This is a genomic window from Stutzerimonas sp. (assembly GCF_982611455.1).
Genome location: NZ_CEXBBO010000026.1, coordinates 37,100 through 57,011, shown reverse-complemented (window position 1 = coordinate 57,011; position 19,912 = coordinate 37,100). Strand labels below are relative to the sequence as shown.

The following is a 19,912-nucleotide window of genomic DNA, read 5'->3' as shown; positions in this document are numbered from 1 at the left end:
CATGCTCAACGCCGAAACACCGAGGCTCAAGTTCGCCTTATACGGGGCACATTCGAGCCTGGGCAACGCCTTGATGTGTGAGTTTCTGGGCCGACAGCATGAAGTCGTGGCACTGGTCGACGATTTCAATTCAATGACGGCACGCCCTGGTCTGCGCACCAAGACTGGCGACCTGTTCGATGCCATCAGCGTGTCGCAGAGTGTCGCCGGAATGGATGCAGTGATCTGCCTGTACGACAGTCCGTCATTAGCCACCGCATCGGGCGCAGCGGCAAAACAACAGCCGCACGATCTCTATCAGGCGGTCGATGCGTTGTTGTCCGGGTTACCGAAGGTGGGGGTCGAGCGGCTGATGTTGGTCGCCGACTTTTCCGCATTGGGTGATGATCCGAACGCTACCGCCGCGCTACAGCGCATCGCCGCGAATCCGTTGCGATGGACGCTGGTGGATGCCGAAGCTGATGGCGATGATCTCTCAATCGAGGATTTCAGCAACATCGCAGATCTCGATGCCAGCGATCGCCGCGTGCAGCTCCGGCGCGTTGCCGCCGGAATTATCGACGAGCTGGAAAACCCGCAACACCCGCATCAGCAGATTCACTTCCGCCTCTGATCCTATTCATTCACAGCCTGCGAGCTGGCGACGCAGTTCCGATAACACCTGCGCCGATTCGGGCCGCACGCCACGCCACAGCTCGAACGCGGCGGCGGCCTGTTCGACCAACATGCCAAGGCCATCGCGGGTCGTCGCACCCAGAGCGGCAGCCCACTGGCAGAACGGCGTCGGCACCGCGCCATACATCATGTCGTAGCAGAAGGTCGCGCCAGGGCTGATCACACCCTCGGCCAGCGGCGGCAATTCACCACCAAGACTCGCCGAGGTGCCGTTGATGATCAGATCGAAGGGGCCTTCGAGCTGCTCAAAGGCATTGGCTGTCACCGATCCCAGTTCGGCGAATTCATGAGCGAGCTGCTCGGCCTTGGCCAGCGTGCGGTTGGCAATGACCAGAGCACTCGGACGCTGCGCCAGCAAGGGTTCGAGTACGCCACGCACCGCGCCGCCGGCACCCAGCAGCAGGATGCGCTTGCCTTGCAGCGCAACGCCGGCGTTGTCGAGCAGGTCGCGTACCAGGCCGATACCGTCGGTGTTGTCGCCCAGCAGGGTGCCGTCTTCGAGCTTCTTCAGGGTGTTCACCGCACCGGCACGCTGGGCGCGTTCGGTCAGTTGGTTCGCCAGGCGGAAGGCCTGTTCCTTGAAGGGAACGGTAACGTTGGCGCCCCGACCTTCGACAAAGAACTGACGCGCAAAGCCTGAGAAATCCTCCAGCGGTGCCAGCAACGGCTCGTAGCTGAGCGATTGGCCCGTCTGCTCAGCGAACAGCCGGTGGATCTGTGGCGACTTGCTGTGGCCAATGGGATTACCGAATACGCCGTAGCGGTCCATGGGACTCCTGAGCTGAAAGCCAAAACAGGAAGCTTGCAGCTTTTTGCTTTTTGCTTCCAGCTTCAGGCTTCAGGCTTCAGCCAATCGCGGTCCTGCAGGAAGTATTCGATCAACCGTGCCTCCGGCGTGCCGGTCTCGGGATGCTTGTCGTAGCCCCAGCTGACCTGCGGTGGCAGCGACATCAGGATCGATTCGGTGCGCCCGCCCGATTGCAGACCGAACAGGGTGCCGCGGTCGTAGACCAGGTTGTATTCCACGTAGCGACCGCGCCGCAACATCTGGAATTCACGCTCGCGTTCGCCGAATGGGATCGCCTTGCGCTTGCGGATGATGGGCAGATAGGCCTCGAGATAGGCATCGCCGACGGCCCGCATAAAAGCGAAGCTGGTGTCGAAATCCCACTCGTTCAGATCGTCGAAGAATAGCCCGCCGACCCCACGCGGCTCGTTGCGGTGCTTGATGTGGAAGTAGCGATCGCACCATTCCTTGAAGCGCGGATAGACATCCGCGCCGAACGGCGCGCATGCGTCACGAGCGACGCGGTGCCAATGCACGCAGTCTTCTTCGTTGCCGTAGTAGGGCGTCAGGTCGAAGCCGCCACCGAACCACCAGACCGGCGCTTCGCCTTCCTTTTCGGCGATAAAGAACCGTACGTTGGCATGGGACGTCGGTACGTAGGGGTTTTCCGGATGGATCACCAGCGACACGCCGAGCGCCTCGAAGCCGCGACCGGCCAGTTCGGGACGTTGGGCGCTGGCCGAGGACGGAAGGCCGGTGCCATGTACGTGAGAGAAGTTCACGCCACCCTTTTCGATCAGCGCGCCATTTTCGATCACTCGGGTCCGGCCACCCCCGCCAGCCGGACGAATCCAGGCATCCTCGGCGAAGCGGGCGCCACCATCTTCGGCTTCCAGGGCGGCACAGATTCGGTCCTGCAGATCGAGCAGGTAGGCTTTGACGGCTTCGGTACGCTCGTTCACGAAATCACCTTGGCAAGTAACGGCACTGGCCGGCGGCACGATCGGCCCGGCAGTACTTCAGCAAAAGGGCTGGCAAGCATATCACCCAGCCGATTGACGGATGCGCTCTGGAAGCGTTGGATAGGCTCTTTGCATAAGCCAGGAGTCGATATGTCGCAGCGCATTCAGTTCAGCCAGCACGGTGGTCCCGAGGTTCTCGAGCGGATCGAGGCACCTGTCACCGCGCCTGGAGCCGGGGAGGTTCGGGTCCGTAACCACGCAATCGGTCTTAACTTTATCGACACCTATTTCCGTAGCGGCCTCTACGCCCCGCCGAGCCTGCCGTCGGGGTTGGGCACCGAGGGTGCCGGGGTGGTCGAGGCGGTGGGCGAGGGCGTCCAGGACTTCCAGATTGGCGACCGTGTCGCCTATGCCACCGGCCCGCTGGGTTCCTATGGCGAACACCACACGCTACCGGCGCGGCATCTGGTGAAACTGCCGGAAAGCATCAGCTACGAACAGGCCGCGGCCGTCATGCTCAAGGGTCTGACTACACAGTATCTGCTGCGCCAGACACATGAACTGAAAGCAGGCGAAACCGTGTTGTTCCACGCGGCAGCCGGCGGCGTTGGCTCGATTGCTTGCCAATGGGCCCACGCCATTGGTGCCAAATTGATCGGTGTGGTCGGCTCGGAAGAGAAAGCCGAGCGGGCCAAGGCGCTGGGAGCCTGGGCGACCATTGATCGCAGTCGCGAAGATATCGCTCAGCGAGTGCTGGAGCTGACCGATGGTAAGAAATGCCCGGTGGTCTACGACTCGGTGGGCAAGAGCAGCTGGGAGATCTCGCTGGACTGCGTCGCGCCGCGCGGCCTGCTGGTCAGCTTCGGCAATGCGTCAGGCGCAGTAGCCGGAGTGAACCTCGGAGTACTCGCGCAGAAAGGCTCGCTGTACCTCACCCGACCGTCGCTCGCTGGCTATGCGGACACAGCGGATCGCCTGCGAAGTATGGCTGGCGAGCTGTTCGAGATGATCGCCAGTGGCAAGGTCAAGGTCGAGATCGGTCAGCGCTATCCGCTTGCCGAAGCCGCCGAGGCGCAGCGGATGTTGGCCGCGGGCAAGACCACCGGCTCGACTATTCTGTTGCCGTAACGGAAGCTGCAAGCTGCAAGCTGCAAGCTGCAAGCGGTTGCTGGCGTTGGAAAGCCGGCAAGCTTCTCTGCGCTACTTGCAGCTTATGGCTTGCCGCTAACTAGCTCTAACTATTTCGCCGTTGCGCAAGTCGCGAATCGTACTCGGATTGCGTCGCCCACCCAGGCGGCCGCCGAGCACTCCATCCAGTTCGCCGGGGAAATACTGCTCGACGCGTAGACGCGACCGCGCCGAAGGGCGACCGGCCGGGTTGGCGGAAGTGGACACCACCGGGCCGGTCAGCGCGCAGAGTCTGGCTACCAGCGGATGATCGCTGACGCGTAGCGCCACGCTGTCATGCTTGCCGGTGATCCACTCCGGCAAGCGTTGACGATGCGGCACCAGCCAGGTATTTGGCCCCGGCCAAGTTCCAGCCAGGCGATCCAGCCAGCGCTCCGGCAGATCCTCGAGAAGAAAATCGAACTGCTCGACGCAGTCGGCTACCAGGATCAAACCTTTCTCCACCGGACGCTCCTTGAGGGCGAGCAACCGGTGCACCGCATCGCTATTCCAGGGATCGCAGCCCAGTCCCCACACAGCTTCGGTCGGATAGGCGATCACTCCGCCATTTCTGATCACCCGCGCCGCCTGCTGCACGCGCCAATTACCAACCATCACGATCTCCGCCAAGACTGATCGGCGCAGTTTACCCAAGCCTCTGCGACTGCACAGCTGCGCTCAGCTGGCTCGCGCGACCCAGCGGCCATTTTCGCATGCAACCAACCCCTCGATTTCCAACTCGGTCAGCTCCGCCAGCACCTGCGCCAACGGTTGCGCGACCGCACCGGCCAGGGTCTCGCTGCTCATCGGCGCGGCATGCAATTGATCGAGAAGGGCATGTGCCGGTCGGGTTGGTTTCGGTTGGCTAACCGCAGTCGTCTGCTGCCAGCCGCGTAAGGCCTGGAGTATGTCGTCGACACTTTCCACCAGCGCAGCGCCCTGACGAATCAGCTGATGACAACCGCGCGCGCCTGGATGGTGAATCGAGCCGGGTATCGCGTAGACCTCGCGACCCTGTTCGGCCGCGAGCCGGGCGGTAATCAGCGACCCGCTCGAAGGGCTGGCCTCGACCACCAGCACGCCCAAGGAGAGCCCGCTGATGATGCGATTGCGGCGTGGAAAGTTGGAGGCGTGCGGCGCGCAGTCCAACGGCAGTTCGGAAACCAGCGCACCGCCGGCTTCGACGATACGTTCGGCAAGGCCCAGATGACGACGCGGGTAGAGCTGTTGCAGACCCGTGCCAAGCACGGCGATGGTCTTGCCGCCGACATCCAACGCCCCCTGGTGCGCTGCGCCATCGATACCTAGCGCCAAACCGCTGGTGATCACGAATCCGCCGCCGGCCAGGCTCCGTGCGAAAGCCTGGGCATTGTCCAGGCCCGGCCGCGAAGCGCGGCGACTGCCTACCATGGCCAACTGGGGGTGCTCCAGCAAGCTCGAATCACCTTCGACGAAAAGCAGCGGGGGAGCGTCGGGCAATTCCGCGAGCAACGCAGGGTAGCCAGGATCGTCCCACATCAGCAGATGATGGTCGGGTTGTTCCAGCCAGCTCAGCGCCGCGCCGGCTCGCTCACGTATTACCGGGCTACGTCTGGGTTCGGCACAGCTGGCCGGCAGCCCCAGCGCTCGCCAGGCGGTGGCCGGCGCGCTGAGTGCGGACGAAGCGTCGGGAAAGGCACTGAGCAGCTTGTGCAGGCGCCGCGGCCCCAGCTCCGGCAGCAGATGCAGGCGCAGGCGGGCTTCAAGTTCGGCAGGGGAAATTGCAGGCATGGGTGAACATTCCTTGTCTCGTCGCACCGCATCCATACGGTGGTATCGGCAGAAAGAACGAGCCCCGCATCGGCGGGGCTCAAGTAACTCAGGGGTTGCGGACCTTGTCCATCACGGCGAGTGAGCGGGTGGCCTGCAGCACCAGGCCGTAGCTGAGCTTGTCGTAGGTGCGGAAGACCATCAGCAGCCCCGAACGCTCGTCTGGAATCTTGACGTTCTCGCCAGTCACCCGGTCGCGTACGGTTTCGCCGGTCTTGTAAACGGCCAGCACGTTGCCGATCTTCAGGCCGTCACGCGCACCCTTGTTCAGGGTCACCACGTCGAACTGGCCGATCTGGGTGACGCCGCGTGGTACGTCGAGGATCACGCCCTTGATTTCGCCTTCCGGCTCGCTCGGCATGAAGGTCGAATTCACCGCACGCTCTTCGCTGGGGAACATGCGATCGCCGATGCGCGCTTCCTGGGTGACCCGGGTCAACATCATCGTGGCGATATCGCCCTCCATGTCTATGAGTTCGGCGGTGCCGACGTCGTCGGCGTTGATGCCGAGAAACTCTTCGGTTTCAGGATCTACATAGCTCTTGCCTTGGCGGAAGATGCCGTAGACGGCGATTCCGTCCTCGAACTCGCCACGTCCATAGACACGGTCACCGGAGCCGCTGATGACGCGTTCGGCGTTACCGGCAACGATGTACGGTGCAGCCTCGAATTCCGCCTCGCTGTCGACGATGCGGTTGCTCAGCAGAAAGCTGTTGATGGCTTCCAGCGGGATGGTGGTGATCGCTTCGGCCATGGGCGTGGTGCGAATGGTCGGGGAGAGCTTGATAGTGCCGCGCGATGCCCCGCGGTTAAGTACGACGCGTGGCTGGCCGTCGATATAGACCAGGCTCAGATTGTCGCCGGGATAGATCAAATGCGGGTTTTCCACCTGCGGGTTGGCATGCCAGAGTTCCGGCCACTTCCAGGGTTCGCTGAGGAAGCGACCGGAAATATCCCAGAGTGTGTCGCCTTTCACTACGGTGTACTGCTCCGGATGGTCATCCTTGAGCTGTACAGCGGCCTGTGCCATGCCGCCAACCGCCACCAGCAGCAGGGCGAGTAGTGATTTCCTCATGTGGTGAATCCCTTTATGATGTGCTTTCACGTAAAGCGCCCTAGCGCCGCAGAAACCCTTGTGGAAAGCGGCGTTAAGCCGTTTACAAGCTGCTCGGCATCTTAGCAGCGGCTTTTGACTTTATTCCATAAGTGCATCACAAACGCATATGGCAATCCTGAACATCCTTGAATTTCCCGATCCACGCCTGCGCACCATCGCCAAACCGGTGGACGTGGTCGATGACGGTCTTCGCCAATTGATCGACGACATGTTCGAGACCATGTACGACGCACCGGGCATTGGCCTGGCCGCGACGCAGGTCAACGTGCATAAACGTGTGGTCGTGATGGACTTGTCTGAGGACAAGTCCGAGCCGCGGGTTTTCATCAACCCTGAGTTCGAGTTCCTCACAGACGAGATGGAGCAATACCAGGAAGGTTGCCTGTCCGTGCCCGGTTTCTACGAGAACGTCGACCGCCCGCAGAAGATCAAGGTCAAGGCGCTGGACCGCGACGGCCAGCCCTACGAGCTGATCGCCGAGGGCTTGCTCGCGGTGTGTATCCAGCATGAGTGCGATCACCTCAACGGCAAGTTGTTCGTCGACTACCTGTCCAATCTCAAGCGCGACCGGATCAAGAAAAAGCTGGAAAAGATTCACCGGCAGCAGGCTTGATTCCCGCCCAAAGGCTTGCAGCAGCAAGCCTTTTTTATTGATGAGTCCTTTCCATGCGCATCGTTTTTGCCGGTACTCCTGAATTCGCAGCCCAGCATCTACAAGCTCTGCTCGACGCGGATCGGCAGGTCGTCGCGGTTTACACCCAGCCGGATCGACCAGCCGGGCGCGGGCAAAAGCTGATGCCCAGCCCGGTCAAGCAGCTCGCGTTGCAGCACGGCATTCCGGTTTTCCAACCACAGACCCTGCGCGATACGGGAGCACAGGTCGAGCTGGCCAGCCTGCAGGCCGACTTGATGGTGGTGGTCGCCTACGGGTTGATCCTGCCACAGGCGGTGCTGGATATGCCGCGCCTGGGTTGCATCAATAGCCACGCCTCGTTGTTGCCACGTTGGCGAGGCGCTGCGCCAATTCAGCGCGCCATAGAAGCCGGCGACAGCGAATCCGGCGTGACCGTGATGCAAATGGAAGCGGGGCTGGATACCGGGCCGATGCTGCTTAAGATCAGCACGCCGATCAGCGTCGATGACACGGGCGGTAGCCTGCATGACCGGCTCGCCGCGCTGGGTTCGGATGCCGTGGTCAAAGCCGTCGCCGCACTTGAAGCCGGCACGCTCAGCGGTGAGGTACAGGACGACAGCCTGGCGACTTATGCACACAAGCTGAACAAGGACGAGGCACGCATCGACTGGACCCGCTCGGGCATCGCGCTTGAGCATCTAGTGCGTGCTTTTCATCCCTGGCCAATCTGCCATAGCACCCTCGATGGGGCTGCTGTGAAATTCCATGCCGCCCAGGCTATTGCGGGGCAGGGCGCTCCTGGCCAGATCATCAACGCGAGCAAGGACGGCCTGCAGGTGGCGTGCGGCGAAGGCTCGCTGCTATTTACGCGGCTGCAGCTGCCGAACGGCAAACCGTTGAGTTTCAGCGATCTATACAACAGCCGACGTGAGCAATTTTTGCCTGGCAAGGTGTTCGAATAATGTCGATGAACCCGCGCCTCGCCGCGGCCCGCGCACTCGGCGTGGTGTTGTCCGGCAAGGCCTCGCTGAACAGCAGCCTGCCCGATGTATTGAGCAAGGTCGACGCACGCGACCGCGGCCTGACGCAGGAACTGGCGTTCGGCGCTGCTCGCTGGCAGCCGCGCCTCGCCGGCCTTGCCGAGCGCCTGTTGCAAAAGCCGTTCAAAGCCGCCGACCGCGACGTCGAGGCGTTGCTGCTGGTTGGTCTTTATCAGTTGTTCTATACGCGCATTCCGCCGCACGCGGCCATCGGCGAAACCGTTGGCTGCGCCGACAAACTGAAGAAGCCCTGGGCCAAGGGCCTGCTCAATGCCGTACTGCGCAATGCTCAGCGTGACGGTGAAGCATTACTCGCCGAGCTGGAACGCGATCCGGTGATTCGCTTCGCCCATCCGCGCTGGTTGCAGAAGTCGTTGAAGGCGCACTGGCCCGAACACTGGCAAGCGATCTGCACTGCGAACAACGTGCATCCGCCGATGATGCTGCGGGTCAATCACCGCCAAGTCGAGCGCGATGCCTATCTTGAAGAATTGCAGGTGGCGGGCATCGAAGCGTTTCCGTGCGACCACAGCCAGGATGGCATTCGTCTGGCTACGGCCTGCGACGTCAATCAGTTGCCGGGCTTTGCCGAAGGCCGCGTCAGTGTGCAGGACGAAGCGGCACAGCTCGCTGCTGATCTTCTCGACCTCGCCCCTGGGCAGCGGGTCCTGGACGCTTGCTGCGCGCCCGGCGGCAAGACCTGCCACATTCTTGAGCGCGAGCCGAAGCTGAGCGAAGTCATCGCGCTGGATCTGGAGCCGAAGCGGCTGCAACGCGTCCGGGAAAATCTCGACCGCCTGCAATTGCAGGCCGCGCTGGTTGCAGCCGATGCGCGCGCAACCGACCAATGGTGGGACGGCCAGCCGTTCCAGCGCATTCTCCTTGACGCTCCTTGCTCGGCGACCGGTGTGATCCGCCGCCATCCAGACATCAAACTCGCTCGACAGTCCGACGACATCGCACCGCTAGCCACGCTGCAAGGCGAGATGCTCGACGCGCTCTGGCCGACGCTGGCGGTCGGTGGCGTGCTGCTATACGCCACTTGTTCGGTGTTGCCGACCGAAAACCGCGACGTGATCGAGGCCTTCTTGGCACGTATGCCGGGCGCTCGTGAATTGGACCTACCGAGCGGATTCGGCGTCGAACAGTCACATGGCCGTCAATTGCTGCCGCAGGAAGACGGCCATGACGGCTTCTATTACGCCAAGCTGATAAAAGTCGCGGCCCAATCCAACGGCCGGAATTCGTAAGGTGAGCCGGGCAGAGCGTCTCGGCGAAACCATGGATGCAGCGGCCAGGAGCCGCCTTTCAGGAGCGATTGCTTGAAGATCATCATTCTCGGCGCAGGGCAGGTGGGCGGCACGCTCGCTGAAAACCTAGCCAGCGAAGCCAACGACATCACCGTGGTAGACACCGACGCCGATCGCCTGCGCGACCTCGGAGATCGCCTGGATATTCGTACCGTCGTCGGGCGCGGCTCGTTTCCCACCGTGCTGCGACAAGCCGGGGCGGATGACGCCGACATGCTGGTGGCCGTGACCAACAGCGACGAGACCAACATGGTCGCCTGTCAGGTCGCCTACACGCTGTTCCACACCCCGACCAAGATTGCCCGGGTGCGCGAGTCGGTGTATCTGACCCGATCCGGGCTGTTCAGCAATGAGGCCATTCCGGTCGACGTGCTGATCAGCCCCGAGCAGGTGGTCACCAACTACATCAAACGCCTGATCGAGCATCCCGGTTCACTGCAGGTGATCGATTTCGCCGAGGGCAAGGCGCAGTTGGTAGCGGTGCGGGCGTATTACGGTGGCCCGCTGGTGGGGCAGGAACTGCGCCAGATTCGCAAACATATGCCTCACATCGATACACGCGTGGCAGCGATTTTCCGTCGCAACCAGGCCATCCTGCCGCAAGGCGATACGGTCATCGAGGCGGACGATGAAGTTTTCTTCATTGCTGCGAGCGGACATATACGCGCGGTAATGAGCGAAATGCGCCGACTCGACGATACCTACCGGCGCATCGTGATCGCCGGCGGCGGGCATATCGGTGAGCGCCTCGCCGAGGCCATCGAAAGCCGCTACCAGGTCAAGATCATTGAGATGAATCCAGCGCGCTGCCGCTACCTGTCGGACACCCTCGACAGCACCATCATTCTCCAAGGCAGCGCCTCGGACCGCGATCTGTTAGTAGAAGAGAACATCAACGACGCCGACGTCTTTCTCGCGCTGACGAACGACGACGAGGCCAACATCATGTCGTCGCTGTTGGCCAAGCGCCTCGGCGCACGCAAGGTGATGTGCATCATCAACAACCCGGCTTATGTCGATCTGGTACAGGGCGGCGAGATCGACATTGCGATCAGCCCACAGCTGGCCACCATCGGCACCCTGCTGACCCACGTGCGTCGCGGCGATATCGTCAGCGCCCACTCGCTGCGCCGGGGCGCGGCGGAGGCCATCGAAGTGATCGCCCATGGCGATTCGCGCTCGAGCAAGGTGGTCGGCCGCGCCATCGGCAAAATCGCCTTGCCGCCAGGCACCAGCATCGGCGCGGTGATTCGTGACGAGGAGGTACTGATCGCCCACGACAACACGGTGATCGAATCGGGCGACCATGTCATCCTGTTCCTCGTCGACAAGAAGCAGATTCGCGACGTGGAACGCCTGTTCCAAGCAGGGCTTACTTTTTTCTGATCTGGATCAATCTGCCATCTCGGTACCCAGCATGCCGCGGTGGTGGGTGCCGTGCGGCTTAAGCCAATGCGCTAGAGCCTCATTTTTTGCCGCCGAATCAAAACAAATCGGCTCAAATACCCTCTGAATTTCCGTTAAGCGCTCAGCTTTTGTATCCTCGGGCGGGGCTCGAAGCCGCTTTGTTCAGCAAAGCGGTTATTCGTTCATCCGCGATGATGGGATAAGAACAACGAGGCAATATCATCGCAAGACAGGTTTGACTACGTTCGCCCCTGGCAACTGCCTCCTAAAGCTAATGATCCGCTATGCGGAATTTCAAAAGAACAAAGGAGAGACACCATGAGGAATTTCAGCATCTCACCCATCGCTCGGCTACTGATCGGTTGCACCGCCTTAGCGAGTGTCACAATCAGCAGCCTGACCCAGGCCGATACCCTGGACGAAATCAAGGACAGCAGCAGCGTCCGCATCGGCTATGCCAACGAAACCCCCTTCGCATACACCGCCACCGACGGCAGCGTCACCGGCGAATCCCCTGAGATCGTTGAAAAGATTTTCCAGCAGATGGGCATCGAGACCATCAAACCCGTCCTTACCGAATGGGGCTCGCTGATCCCCGGCCTGCGCGCCAGCCGTTTCGACTTGATCGCCGCCGGCATGTACATCACCCCCGATCGCTGCAAGCAGGTGCTGTTCACCGATCCGCACTACCAATTGCCAGATACCCTGCTGGTTCTCGCCGGCAACCCAAAGAACCTGCGCAGCTACGAAGACATCGCCAACAACCCCGATGTGAAGCTGGCCATCATGTCCGGCACCGTCAACCTCGCCTATGCACGCGAAGCCGGCATCAAGGATTCACAGATCGTCCAGGTACCGGATACCACGTCGCAGCTGCAGGCCGTGCGCACCGGCCGCGCGGACGCCGCCATCGGCACCCAGTTGACCATGAAGGGTCTGGCCGACAAGGCGGGCGACAAAGTCGAGGCGACGACTGACTTCAAGGATGACCCCGCCCACACCGGCTACGGCGCGCTGGCCTTCCGTCCGGAAGACAAGGCGCTGCGTGACGCGGTCAACGCCGAACTGAAAAAGTGGCTCGGCAGCGACGAGCATCTTAAGACTGTCGAACCCTTCGGCTTCGATCGCTCGAACGTCACGAATAAGACTGCCGAAGAGCTCTGTAGCGCCTGACCGAAGTCGGTGCGGCCGCCCTCGCGCCGCGCCGGGCTTCTTTCCAGTGAACAGTCTTTCGATAGGTCCCTTGCCTTTGCTCGTACGCATCGCTTCATCGCGGTGCGTCAGTCAGCGGCTGGCTACTTCTCGCTGCGCTACGTGTAACGGCGTCCGGCGACAGGAGCGCAGCCCACTCACGCAGCCAGACCTTACCGGGTGGCTTGCGATCGCAGCTCCGATTCTCCCGGAGCCAACCGGAAACCCAAGATGAACGAACTACTCCCTCTCCTGTTGCAAGGCGCCTGGGTGACCGTGCAGGTCACCTTCTGGGGCTCCTTGCTGGCAATAGTCGCCGCGCTGATCGGCGCGCTAGGGCGGCTCTCGCCGATCGCCCCGCTGCGATGGGCGGCCATCACCTACATCGAGCTGTTCCGCGGCAGCTCGCTGTTGGTTCAGCTGTTCTGGCTTTATTTCGTGCTGCCGATGCCGCCATTCAATATTTCCATGAGCGCTTTCAATGTCGCGGTAATCGGCCTCGGCCTGAACATCGGCGCCTACGGAGCAGAGGTGCTGCGCGGCGCCATACGCTCGGTACACGAGGGCCAGCGCGAGGCTTGCCAGGCCCTGAACATGACGGCCTCGCAACGGTTGCGCAGGGTCATCCTGCCGCAAGCGCTGCTGGCAGCGATTCCTCCGGGCACCAACTTGCTGATCGAGTTGCTGAAAAACACCTCGTTGGTCTCGCTGATCACCCTGTCCGATCTGGCCTTCCGCGCACGCCAGCTGGACCAGGCGACGCTGATGACCATGGAGATCTTCGGCCTGGCGCTGGTGATGTACTTCGTCCTGGCGCAAATCATCAACTTCTCCATGCGCACACTGGAACGCCGCCTGGGACGTGGGCGCATGCGGGGAGGGTTGTCATGAATTTCTTCGACTGGGAATTCGCCTGGGACATCCTGCCCAGGTTGCTGGACGCTTCGCTGAAGACCATCGGCATCACCCTGGCCGGATTTTCCATCGCCATTGTCCTGGGACTGTTTCTCGCCGTGGGTCGGCGCAGCCGCCATCGCTGGATGTCGTGGCCGATGACCGTCCTTATCGAGTTCATCCGCAGTACACCGCTGCTGATTCAGGTGTATTTCCTGTTTTTTGTGCTGCCCAACTACGGCCTCAATTTGTCGGCGCTACAGGCGGGCATCATCGGCATCGCGCTGCACTACGCCTGCTACACCGCCGAGGTTTATCGCGCCGGGCTCGATGCCGTTCCCCGCGCGCAATGGGAGGCGGTGACGGCGCTGAACATGAAGCCCCTCAGTGCCTACCGCAAGGTGATCCTGCCGCAGGCTCTGCGGCCGGTTCTGCCGGCGCTGGGCAACTACCTGATCTCGATGCTCAAGGACACGCCTGTGCTGTCCGCGATCACCGTGGTGGAAATCATGCAGCGAGCCAAGAACATCGGCTCGGAGCATTTCCGCTACCTGGAGCCGATCACCATGGTCGGCCTGTTTTTCCTCATTCTCAGTCTCGGCCTCGCCTGGTTCGTGCGCCGCCTGGAAAACCGTATGGAGCTAGCCCGATGAACGCGTCGATGCCTGCCAGCGAAACGCTTAACCCGACCCACATCACCAACGAGCCGGAGATCATGGTGCAGTTTCGCGACGTGACCAAGCGCTACGGCGACCTGACCGTGCTCAATCATCTCGATCTGGATGTGCGAAACGGTGAAAAGGTCGCCATCATCGGTCCCAGCGGCTCCGGCAAATCGACCTTGTTGAGGGTGCTGATGACGCTGGAAGATATCGACGAAGGTGTCATCGTGGTCGATGGCGAGCCGCTGACGCATATGCCCGGCGCCAACGGCGAGCTGGTCCGCGCCAACGCGCGGCATCTGCGCCAGGTACGCGGCAAGGTGGGCATGGTGTTCCAGAGCTTCAACCTGTTCCCGCATATGAGTACGCGGCAGAACGTGATGGAAGCGCCGATCCAGGTGCTGGGCCTGACAAAAGCCGAAGCGCGCGAGCGCGCCGAAGAGCTGCTGGCCATGGTGGGGTTGGAAGATAAGCTCGATCATTACCCGTCTCAGCTGTCCGGTGGCCAGCAGCAGCGTGTGGCGATTGCCCGTGCGTTGGCAATGCGGCCAAAAGTGATGCTGTTCGACGAGGTAACCTCGGCACTGGATCCGGAGCTCTGTGGTGAGGTGCTCAATGTCATTCGCCGGTTGGGCGATGCGCACAGCCTGACGATGCTGATGGTCACTCACCAGATGGGGTTCGCACGCGAGTTTGCCGACCGCGTATGCTTCTTCAACGAGGGCCGCATTCATGAGCAAGGCACGCCGGACGAGCTGTTTGGCAATCCTCGCGAGGAGCGTACCCAGGAATTTCTCAGTGCCGTGAACCAGGCAAGCTAGGCGGATCGCGAACGGCGGACCCGAACCGACCCGCTGCAGTCCGCCAGTCTCACGGTATTCGCCGTCGAAGGAGAAGAGCGATGCTCGAATCGCTGGAAAAGATGCTGGCCAAAGGTATGGATAACCCCATGCTTCGCTTCGGTCTCGGCAAAGGCTATCTGGATACGGGCGACGCGGCACAGGCCGCCGTGCATCTGCAGCGCTGCGTCGAACAGGACCCCAAATACTCGGCTGCCTGGAAGCTGCTCGGCAAGGCGCTGCAGGTCAGCGGCGACCTGAATGGAGCGCGCCAGGCCTGGGAGAAAGGGTTACTCGCGGCACAGGCGCACGGCGATAAACAGGCTGAGAAAGAGATGGGAGTGTTCCTGCGCAAGCTGGACAAGCAACAATCCAGCTAATGCTAAGGGCAGAGCCGCCTTATTCTTCCTGAATGAAGCGCAAGCCGACGCCCTCGGCATCGACGCGCATCACTTCCATCTGCAGCACCGGCGCGGGGATCGGCAAATCCTGCACCTGGCCACTGACGATCATGCCGAGTTGCAGCGACGTCAGCTCCGGATGTTTGACGTAGACGCCGCCATCGGAAAGATCGCGCGTTTGCGCGAGCACCTCACCAAAGGACTCGTGGCCGATGCGTATACGACATTTCATCGGCGCGCGTGGGTACTGTCGCTGGTTTGCCATCTGACGGTTCCTGTTGTTCTTGATTAACTGTTGTCAGTACCAGCGCGTTTCGCCGGCGGGGCGTTTCTTGAAGCGCTTCATGGTCCACATATACTGGCTTGGCCACGTGCGGACATAGCGTTCGATAACGCCGCTCATGGCAGCTACCGCGACCTCGACGTCCTCGTCATACATCGCTGGCGGTGCCGCTTCGAGAATCACTTTGTAGCCTGAACCATCATCCAGGCGCAACGCGTGAAGAAACACGCCGACCGCCTTGCCGCCGGTGAGCATGCCGGGCACGAACTTGCTGGTCAGTGCCTGGGTTCCGAGAAACGGTACGAATATGCCGGCGCCCTCGCTGGGCTCCGGATCGGCGGGAATCCCTACGGCTCCGCCGCGGCGAACTTCCTTGATTACACTGATAATGCCCTCACGGGTAGAAGGCGCGACCTTGTTGCCCAGCTGCACGCGCTGACGCTGCAGCAGGTCGTCCACGGCCTTGAGCTTCGGTGGGCGATAGAAAATAATCGGTTTGCATTGCGCACAATAGAAGTGATTGAGCACTTCCCAATTGCCGAGATGACTGGTTATGCCGACGACGCCTTTGCCGGAGGCTAGCGCCTGTTCCAGCACCTCTAGCCCCTCGACTTGCTTGACCAGACGCAGCGTTTTATTAGCGGGCCAGATCCAGGCACAGGCACTCTCGGTAAAGGTCTTGCCGATCTGCTGCAGGCTTTCCTTGAGCAGGCGCTCCTGTTGGGCGGCATCGAGTTCGGGAAAGCATTTGGTCAGGTTGGTCCGGGCGACTTCACGCGAGCGGTTGGGCAGCTTCCACAGCAACCAGCCGATCAGCCCACCCAGCGCCTGTACCGCACGCCAGGGCAGCAAGGCGAACAGGCGTAGGAAACCAACGACCAACGCACCTTTGAACTTTTCCACGCGACACTCCGAAGAAAACGAGTCGCCTAGTGTACCTGCAAACAGCCGCCTGGCTTCAGCGGTGCAGGACGGTGCTAACGCGCCATAAACCGGTCGTAACCACCAGTGGCCGGGCGATGGGTATACGTCCTACGCCCTGCCTGCCGTCAGGTCCGCATGCCGCTCGCAATCGAGCACGTGGTCCATGACCATGCCGCACGCCTGCATATAGGCGTAGCAGATGGTTGGGCCGACGAAGCTGAAGCCGGCCTTCTTCAACGCACGACTCATCGCCTCGGCCTCCGCGGTCACGGCCGGTACCTGCTTGATCGATTCGAAACGATTGATCTTCGGTTGGCCACCGACGAACGACCACAACCAGCCGACCGGATCTTCCAGCTCCAGCCAGCGTTGAGCGTTACGCCGCGCGGCTTCCAGCTTGCGTCGATTGCGGATGATGCCCGGATCGAGCATGCGTTCATCGATTTCAGCATCGGTCATCCGCGCCAGCCGCTGCGGATCGAAGCCGAACAGCACTTGGCGATAGCGCTCGCGCTTTCGCAGTACGGTGATCCATGACAGCCCGGCCTGAAACGCCTCGAGGATCAGGAATTCGAAAAGAACCTGTGGATCGCGAGTCGGTACTCCCCACTCGCTGTCGTGATAATCGATATACAACGGGTCATCGCTGCACCAGGCGCAACGCGGCATTTTCTTGTCCTTGAAAAGAGCAACGAGCAGATCGCGGAATTGTCGTCAGAGCTTAACCCGAAAGGCAAGCGCCACGCCGGGCCGGCGCTGTTATCGGGTATACTCCGAGGCTTTCTGTCGAAGCCAGCACAGGTGAAATTTTGACCCAGCCTACGCCTGCCGTGCGCACCTTCCAAGACCTGATCCTCGCCCTGCAAAGCTACTGGGCAGAGCAGGGTTGCGTGGTCCTGCAGCCCTATGACATGGAAATGGGCGCCGGCACCTTCCACACCGCCACTTTCTTGCGTGCCATCGGCCCCGAAACCTGGAACGCCGCTTATGTGCAGCCCTCGCGCCGTCCAGCTGATGGCCGCTATGGCGAGAACCCCAACCGCCTGCAGCACTACTATCAATTCCAGGTGGTCCTCAAGCCCAACCCGGAGAACATTCAGGATCTCTACCTGGAATCACTGCGTCGCATTGGCGTGGACACCTCAGTGCACGATGTACGCTTCGTCGAGGACAACTGGGAGTCGCCGACGCTGGGCGCCTGGGGCCTTGGTTGGGAAGTCTGGTTGAACGGCATGGAAGTCACCCAGTTCACCTATTTCCAGCAGGTTGGCGGCATCGAGTGCTATCCGGTGACCGGCGAGATTACCTACGGTCTGGAGCGCCTGGCCATGTACCTGCAGGGCGTCGACTCGGTCTACGACCTGATCTGGACTGACGGCCCGTTCGGTACCGTCACCTATGGCGACGTGTTCCATCAGAACGAGGTGGAGCAATCCACCTATAACTTCGAGCACGCGAACGTCGACAAGCTGTTCGAGCTGTTCGATTTCTACGAGTCGGAAGCCAATCGGCTGATCGAGCTGCAACTTCCGCTGCCCACCTACGAGATGGTGGTCAAGGCTTCGCACACTTTCAATCTGCTGGATGCTCGTCGGGCCATCTCGGTTACCGCTCGCCAACAGTACATCCTACGTGTGCGTTCCCTGGCTCGTGCCGTGGCGCAGAGTTACCTGCAGGCACGCGCCAAACTCGGCTTCCCCATGGCCGCCCCTGATCTTCGTGATGAAGTACTGGCCAAGCTGGAGGCTGCAGAATGAGTGCACTGGATTTCCTGGTCGAACTCGGCACCGAAGAGCTGCCGCCCAAGGCGCTCGGCAAATTGTCGGATGCGTTCCGCGCCGGTATCGAAAAGGGTCTGAAGGACGCCGGTCTGCTGCATGCGCGCGTGCAGGCCTTCGCGGCGCCACGTCGCCTGGCCGTTTTGGTCGAACGTCTGGAGACTGAGCAGCCCGATCGCAGCATCAACCTCGACGGCCCGCCGCTCCAGGCCGCCTTCGACGCCGAAGGCGAGCCGACCCAGGCCGCGTTAGGGTTCGCCCGCAAATGCGGTGTAGATCTGGCTGAGATCGATCGCAGCGGTCCAAAACTGAAATACAGCCGCTCGATCCCCGGCCAGCCAACCGCCGAATTGTTACCCGGTATCATCGAAACCTCGCTGAACGAACTGCCTATTCCAAAGCGCATGCGCTGGGCTGCGCGCAAGGAAGAGTTCGTTCGTCCAACCCAGTGGCTAATCATGCTGTTCGGCGATCAGGTGATCGATTGCACCATCCTCGCTCAGCGTGCCGGTCGCGAATCACGCGGTCATCGCTTTCACAGCCCGGGGCAGGTGCGCATCTCCAGGCCTTCCAACTATCTTGAAGATCTGCGTGGCGCCCATGTAATTGCCGACTTCACCGAGCGCCGGGAGCTGATTGCCAAACGCGTCGAGCAACTGGCCACCGAGCAGAACGGTAGTGCCATCGTGCCACCGGCACTGCTGGATGAAGTCACCGCTCTGGTCGAGTGGCCTGTGCCTCTGGTCTGCTCTTTCGAGGAACGTTTCCTTGAAGTACCGCAGGAAGCGCTGATCACCACCATGCAGGACAACCAGAAATACTTCTGCCTGCTGGATACTAACGGTAGGTTGCTGCCGCGCTTCATCACCGTGGCCAACATCGAATCGAAGGACCCTGCGCAGATCGTCGCTGGTAACGAGAAAGTGGTGCGGCCGCGCCTCACCGATGCCGAGTTTTTCTTCAAACAAGACAAGAAGCACCCGCTGGAAAGCTTCAACGAACGGCTGAAAAACGTCGTGTTCCAGGCGCAACTGGGCACCGTGTACGACAAAGCGGTGCGGGTATCCCGGCTTGCCGCATTCATCGCCGAGCGCACCGAGGGCAATGCGCAATGGGCGGCCCGTGCCGGCTTGCTGAGCAAGTGCGACCTGGCCACCGAGATGGTCGGTGAATTCCCAGAGATGCAGGGTATCGCCGGCTACTACTACGCGCTCAACGACGGCGAGCCCAGCGATGTCGCCCACGCATTGAACGAGCAGTACATGCCGCGTGGCGCCGGCGCTGAATTACCAGCCACCCAGACCGGCTCCATCCTGGCGGTCGCCGACAAGCTAGATACTCTGGTCGGTATATTCGGCATCGGTATGCTGCCCACCGGCAGCAAAGATCCGTACGCGCTGCGCCGCGCTGCGCTGGGGATACTGCGCATTCTGATCGAGAAACAGCTGGATCTGGACCTGGTGCAGGCGGTGAACTTCACCATCGGCCAGTTCGGCACGCAGGTGAAGACGGCGGGCCTGGCCGATCAGGTGCTGGAGTTCATTTTCGACCGCCTGCGCGCGCGCTACGAAGACGAGGGCGTCGAAGTCGCTTCCTATCTGTCGGTACGCGCCGTGCAACCGAGCTCTGCACTGGATTTCGATCAGCGCGTGCAGGCCGTTCAGGCCTTTCGCAATCTGCCGGAGGCCGAGGCCCTGGCAGCGGCAAACAAGCGTGTGTCGAACCTGCTGAGCAAGTTCGAGGCGAAGCTGCCAGACACTGTCGAGCCGCGCTACTTTGATAATGCCACCGAGTTCTCGCTGTATTCAGCGCTGCAGCAGGCCGAACAGGCCGTGCAGCCACTGGCTGCGGCGCGCCAGTACCGCGAGGCGCTCGAGCGCCTCGCGCACTTGCGCGGTCCGGTGGATGCCTTCTTCGAGGCGGTACTGGTCAATGCCGAAGACGCTTCGGTACGGGCCAACCGCTATGCCTTGCTCGCCCGGTTGAGAGGATTGTTCCTTGGCGTCGCCGATATTTCCGCACTTGGCTAAGC

21 protein-coding genes are annotated in these 19,912 nt (G+C 61.4%); 13 read left to right on the top strand and 8 right to left on the bottom strand.

The window, feature by feature from the left end:
• The first annotated feature begins 1 nt into the window (after position 1).
• Positions 2 to 613: an NAD(P)-dependent oxidoreductase gene (locus AC2LD7_RS15710; protein ID WP_484598662.1), complete on the top strand. Its 612-nt coding sequence runs from the start codon at positions 2 to 4 to the stop codon at positions 611 to 613.
• A 6-nt stretch (positions 614 to 619) separates the two neighbouring features.
• On the opposite strand, the gene aroE is transcribed toward AC2LD7_RS15710, so the two are convergent.
• Positions 620 to 1,444, bottom strand: coding sequence for a shikimate dehydrogenase (aroE, locus tag AC2LD7_RS15705; protein WP_484598661.1), 825 nt, complete (start codon positions 1,442 to 1,444; stop codon positions 620 to 622).
• Between the two features lie 62 nt (positions 1,445 to 1,506).
• Positions 1,507 to 2,424, bottom strand: coding sequence for an oxygen-dependent coproporphyrinogen oxidase (gene hemF / locus AC2LD7_RS15700; RefSeq protein ID WP_484598660.1), 918 nt, complete (start codon positions 2,422 to 2,424; stop codon positions 1,507 to 1,509).
• Between the two features lie 150 nt (positions 2,425 to 2,574).
• Between hemF and AC2LD7_RS15695 the strand changes: the two genes are divergently transcribed.
• Positions 2,575 to 3,552, top strand: a complete 978-nt coding sequence (locus tag AC2LD7_RS15695) for a quinone oxidoreductase family protein (protein ID WP_484598659.1) — start codon at positions 2,575 to 2,577, stop codon at positions 3,550 to 3,552.
• Positions 3,553 to 3,648: 96 nt separating this feature from the next.
• Here the strand turns inward: AC2LD7_RS15695 and tsaC are convergent, their stop codons facing one another.
• The 3 genes from tsaC to AC2LD7_RS15680 form a co-directional block, all read right to left on the bottom strand.
• A complete protein-coding gene (gene tsaC / locus AC2LD7_RS15690; protein ID WP_484598658.1) occupies positions 3,649 to 4,206 on the bottom strand; it encodes an L-threonylcarbamoyladenylate synthase type 1 TsaC in 558 nt (185 codons plus the stop codon).
• A gap of 63 nt (positions 4,207 to 4,269) precedes the next feature.
• Positions 4,270 to 5,361 carry a DNA-processing protein DprA gene (gene dprA, locus AC2LD7_RS15685; protein WP_484598657.1) on the bottom strand — a complete coding sequence of 364 codons (1,092 nt, stop codon included), beginning with the start codon at positions 5,359 to 5,361 and terminating at the stop codon, positions 4,270 to 4,272.
• Between the two features lie 88 nt (positions 5,362 to 5,449).
• Positions 5,450 to 6,475 (bottom strand): LysM peptidoglycan-binding domain-containing protein, encoded by a 1,026-nt coding sequence (locus AC2LD7_RS15680; protein ID WP_484598656.1) that lies wholly within the window; start codon positions 6,473 to 6,475, stop codon positions 5,450 to 5,452.
• Between the two features lie 148 nt (positions 6,476 to 6,623).
• On the opposite strand from AC2LD7_RS15680, the gene def reads away from it, so the two are divergent.
• The 9 genes from def (at position 6,624) to AC2LD7_RS15635 (ending at position 14,874) form a co-directional block, all read left to right on the top strand.
• Positions 6,624 to 7,130: a peptide deformylase gene (def, locus tag AC2LD7_RS15675; protein ID WP_484598655.1), complete on the top strand. Its 507-nt coding sequence runs from the start codon at positions 6,624 to 6,626 to the stop codon at positions 7,128 to 7,130.
• A 53-nt stretch (positions 7,131 to 7,183) separates the two neighbouring features.
• On the top strand, positions 7,184 to 8,113 hold the full coding sequence (fmt, locus tag AC2LD7_RS15670) for a methionyl-tRNA formyltransferase (RefSeq protein WP_484598654.1): 930 nt from the start codon (positions 7,184 to 7,186) through the stop codon (positions 8,111 to 8,113).
• A gap of 5 nt (positions 8,114 to 8,118) precedes the next feature.
• Positions 8,119 to 9,441, top strand: a complete 1,323-nt coding sequence (gene rsmB / locus AC2LD7_RS15665) for a 16S rRNA (cytosine(967)-C(5))-methyltransferase RsmB (protein WP_484598676.1) — start codon at positions 8,119 to 8,121, stop codon at positions 9,439 to 9,441.
• Positions 9,442 to 9,513: 72 nt separating this feature from the next.
• Positions 9,514 to 10,887, top strand: a complete 1,374-nt coding sequence (gene trkA / locus AC2LD7_RS15660) for a Trk system potassium transporter TrkA (RefSeq protein WP_484598653.1) — start codon at positions 9,514 to 9,516, stop codon at positions 10,885 to 10,887.
• Between the two features lie 339 nt (positions 10,888 to 11,226).
• Positions 11,227 to 12,081, top strand: coding sequence for an ectoine/hydroxyectoine ABC transporter substrate-binding protein EhuB (gene ehuB, locus AC2LD7_RS15655; RefSeq protein WP_484598652.1), 855 nt, complete (start codon positions 11,227 to 11,229; stop codon positions 12,079 to 12,081).
• Positions 12,082 to 12,330: 249 nt separating this feature from the next.
• On the top strand, positions 12,331 to 12,990 hold the full coding sequence (ehuC, locus tag AC2LD7_RS15650; RefSeq protein ID WP_484598651.1) for an ectoine/hydroxyectoine ABC transporter permease subunit EhuC: 660 nt from the start codon (positions 12,331 to 12,333) through the stop codon (positions 12,988 to 12,990).
• On the top strand, positions 12,987 to 13,646 hold the full coding sequence (gene ehuD / locus AC2LD7_RS15645; protein ID WP_484598650.1) for an ectoine/hydroxyectoine ABC transporter permease subunit EhuD: 660 nt from the start codon (positions 12,987 to 12,989) through the stop codon (positions 13,644 to 13,646). The genes ehuC and ehuD overlap by 4 nt, the downstream gene beginning before the upstream one ends.
• Positions 13,643 to 14,476 (top strand): ectoine/hydroxyectoine ABC transporter ATP-binding protein EhuA, encoded by an 834-nt coding sequence (gene ehuA / locus AC2LD7_RS15640; protein ID WP_484598649.1) that lies wholly within the window; start codon positions 13,643 to 13,645, stop codon positions 14,474 to 14,476. Before ehuD ends, ehuA begins: the two co-directional genes overlap by 4 nt.
• 80 nt (positions 14,477 to 14,556) lie before the next feature.
• Positions 14,557 to 14,874 carry a tetratricopeptide repeat protein gene (locus AC2LD7_RS15635; protein WP_484598648.1) on the top strand — a complete coding sequence of 106 codons (318 nt, stop codon included), beginning with the start codon at positions 14,557 to 14,559 and terminating at the stop codon, positions 14,872 to 14,874.
• 19 nt (positions 14,875 to 14,893) lie between these two features.
• Here the strand turns inward: AC2LD7_RS15635 and AC2LD7_RS15630 are convergent, their stop codons facing one another.
• From AC2LD7_RS15630 to AC2LD7_RS15620, 3 genes are all read right to left on the bottom strand, one after another.
• Positions 14,894 to 15,160 (bottom strand): PilZ domain-containing protein, encoded by a 267-nt coding sequence (locus tag AC2LD7_RS15630; protein WP_484598647.1) that lies wholly within the window; start codon positions 15,158 to 15,160, stop codon positions 14,894 to 14,896.
• Positions 15,161 to 15,193: 33 nt separating this feature from the next.
• Entirely contained in the window at positions 15,194 to 16,081 is an 888-nt protein-coding gene (locus AC2LD7_RS15625) for a lysophospholipid acyltransferase (RefSeq protein WP_484598646.1), read from the bottom strand.
• Positions 16,082 to 16,210: 129 nt separating this feature from the next.
• Positions 16,211 to 16,771 carry a DNA-3-methyladenine glycosylase I gene (locus AC2LD7_RS15620; RefSeq protein WP_484598645.1) on the bottom strand — a complete coding sequence of 187 codons (561 nt, stop codon included), beginning with the start codon at positions 16,769 to 16,771 and terminating at the stop codon, positions 16,211 to 16,213.
• A gap of 140 nt (positions 16,772 to 16,911) precedes the next feature.
• On the opposite strand from AC2LD7_RS15620, the gene glyQ reads away from it, so the two are divergent.
• Together glyQ and glyS are read left to right on the top strand one after the other, a co-directional pair.
• Positions 16,912 to 17,859: a glycine--tRNA ligase subunit alpha gene (gene glyQ, locus AC2LD7_RS15615; RefSeq protein ID WP_484598644.1), complete on the top strand. Its 948-nt coding sequence runs from the start codon at positions 16,912 to 16,914 to the stop codon at positions 17,857 to 17,859.
• A complete protein-coding gene (gene glyS, locus AC2LD7_RS15610; protein WP_484598643.1) occupies positions 17,856 to 19,910 on the top strand; it encodes a glycine--tRNA ligase subunit beta in 2,055 nt (684 codons plus the stop codon). The genes glyQ and glyS overlap by 4 nt, the downstream gene beginning before the upstream one ends.
• Positions 19,911 to 19,912 lie beyond the last annotated feature (2 nt).